We start from the raw sequence: 1,470 nt of genomic DNA, 5'->3' as shown, positions 1-1,470 counted from the left end.
CAGCCCGGCGGCGTCGGCGAGCGTGTCGACGACGCCCCCGAGCGACAGCGCGGCCGGTGCGGGCTCGCGCGGCGCGACCTGTCCCGCCAGGAGCGTCGCCGCGTCGTTGACCTCGGCGCTCGCGCGGCGGGCCGCCAGCGAGCGGGCGCTCACGCCCTCGGCGAGCCGCTCGCGCAGCGCGGCGACGCCTTCCCCGGTCCGTGCCGACGCCTCGAGCACGGGCACCCCGGTGAGGCCGTCCTCGCGCAGCAGCCGCCCGACGTCGGCGACGAGCTCGGGCCGCACCTCCGGCGGCACGGTGTCGACCTGGTTGAGCACGACGACCATCGACGACTCGTGCCCGACGAGCCCGCGCAGGTACCCGGAGTGGAGCGCGTCGTCGGCGTACTTCTGCGGGTCGACGACCCAGACGAGCAGGTCCGCCTGCGGCAGCAGCCGGTCGACGACCTCGCGGTGCTCGGGCGCGATCGAGTCGTGGTCGGGCAGGTCGAGGAGCACCATGCCGCGCAGCGCCGCCTCGGACTCGCCGTCCAGCAGGCTCTCCCGCTCGGTGCGTCGGTCGGGCCGCACGCCGAGCCAGTCGAGGAGCGCGCCCCCGTCGGTCGCCCAGACGCAGGCCGTGATGTCGGACGTCGTGGGGCGCTTGACGCCCACGTCGGCGAGCGGCAGCCCGCACACCGCGTTGAACATGCTCGACTTGCCGGAGCCGGTGCCGCCGACGAGCGCGACGACGGAGTGGTCGACGCCCAGCTCCAGACGCTCTCGGACGCGGTCGACGACCTGCCCGACGCGGGCGACGACGGGCGGCTCCAGCCGCGCACCACCGACGACGAGCGCCTGGTCGAGGGCGCCGACGCGCTCCTCGAGACGCGCGGTCTCGTCGCCGTGCAGGGCCGCCTCCAGGACGTGCCGGTGCACGGCGTGGCTGGTCGTCCGCTCGGTCACGTCAGTCCCTTCAGCACGGCCAGCCGCAGGCGCAGCAGCGACGCGGCGTCGTCGGCGAGGTCCGGGTCGGCGAGCACCTTGCCGACGGACGCCCGCTCGAGCGCGACCTGCCCCTCGACGCGCGACTCCAGGTCGGCTCGCAGGTCGTCGACGGCCTTGCGACCGGCCGCCCCGAGCAGGTCGACGACGAGCTCGGTGGCGTCGTCCACGCCCGCGGCACCTGTGAGGGCCAGCGCGGCGAGGGTGTCCTCCCCCAGCGCCCGCTCGGCCCGTTGCCGTCGGCGGCCTTCCTGGGCGACGTCGCGCGAGCGGCGCGGCCGGCCCTCGTCGTCGCTCGTCGGCGGGGGCACGGCGAGCGCCGCGCGCAGCGCCCGGGGTCCTTGCGAAGTCCACGCGCGGGCGGTGAGCTCGGCGCTGCGCACCCGCACGGGGCGGTCGGCCTGGACGTCCCAGGCGGCGTCGACGGACGCGCCGCCCGCGGGGGCGCCCGGGCCGGTCAGGGCGGTGCGCAGGACGTCCTGCGCG

The 1,470-nt window shown here is 77.4% G+C and carries 1 protein-coding gene and 1 pseudogene; both read right to left on the bottom strand.

Annotated features, from left to right (window positions below; all coding sequences use genetic code 11):
• A partial coding sequence (locus CBZ_RS20220) for a GTPase (RefSeq protein WP_174768709.1) occupies nt 1–945 on the bottom strand: 945 nt, incomplete at its 3' end.
• Nucleotides 942–1,470, bottom strand: a pseudogene (locus tag CBZ_RS20215) (hypothetical protein); the annotation flags it as partial. The gene CBZ_RS20220 and the pseudogene CBZ_RS20215, both read right to left, overlap by 4 nt.

This window comes from Cellulomonas biazotea (assembly GCF_004306155.1).
GTDB lineage: Bacteria > Actinomycetota > Actinomycetes > Actinomycetales > Cellulomonadaceae > Cellulomonas > Cellulomonas biazotea.
Note: the sequence above shows the minus strand (reverse complement) of the source record. Positions and strands in the feature narration are given on the sequence as shown.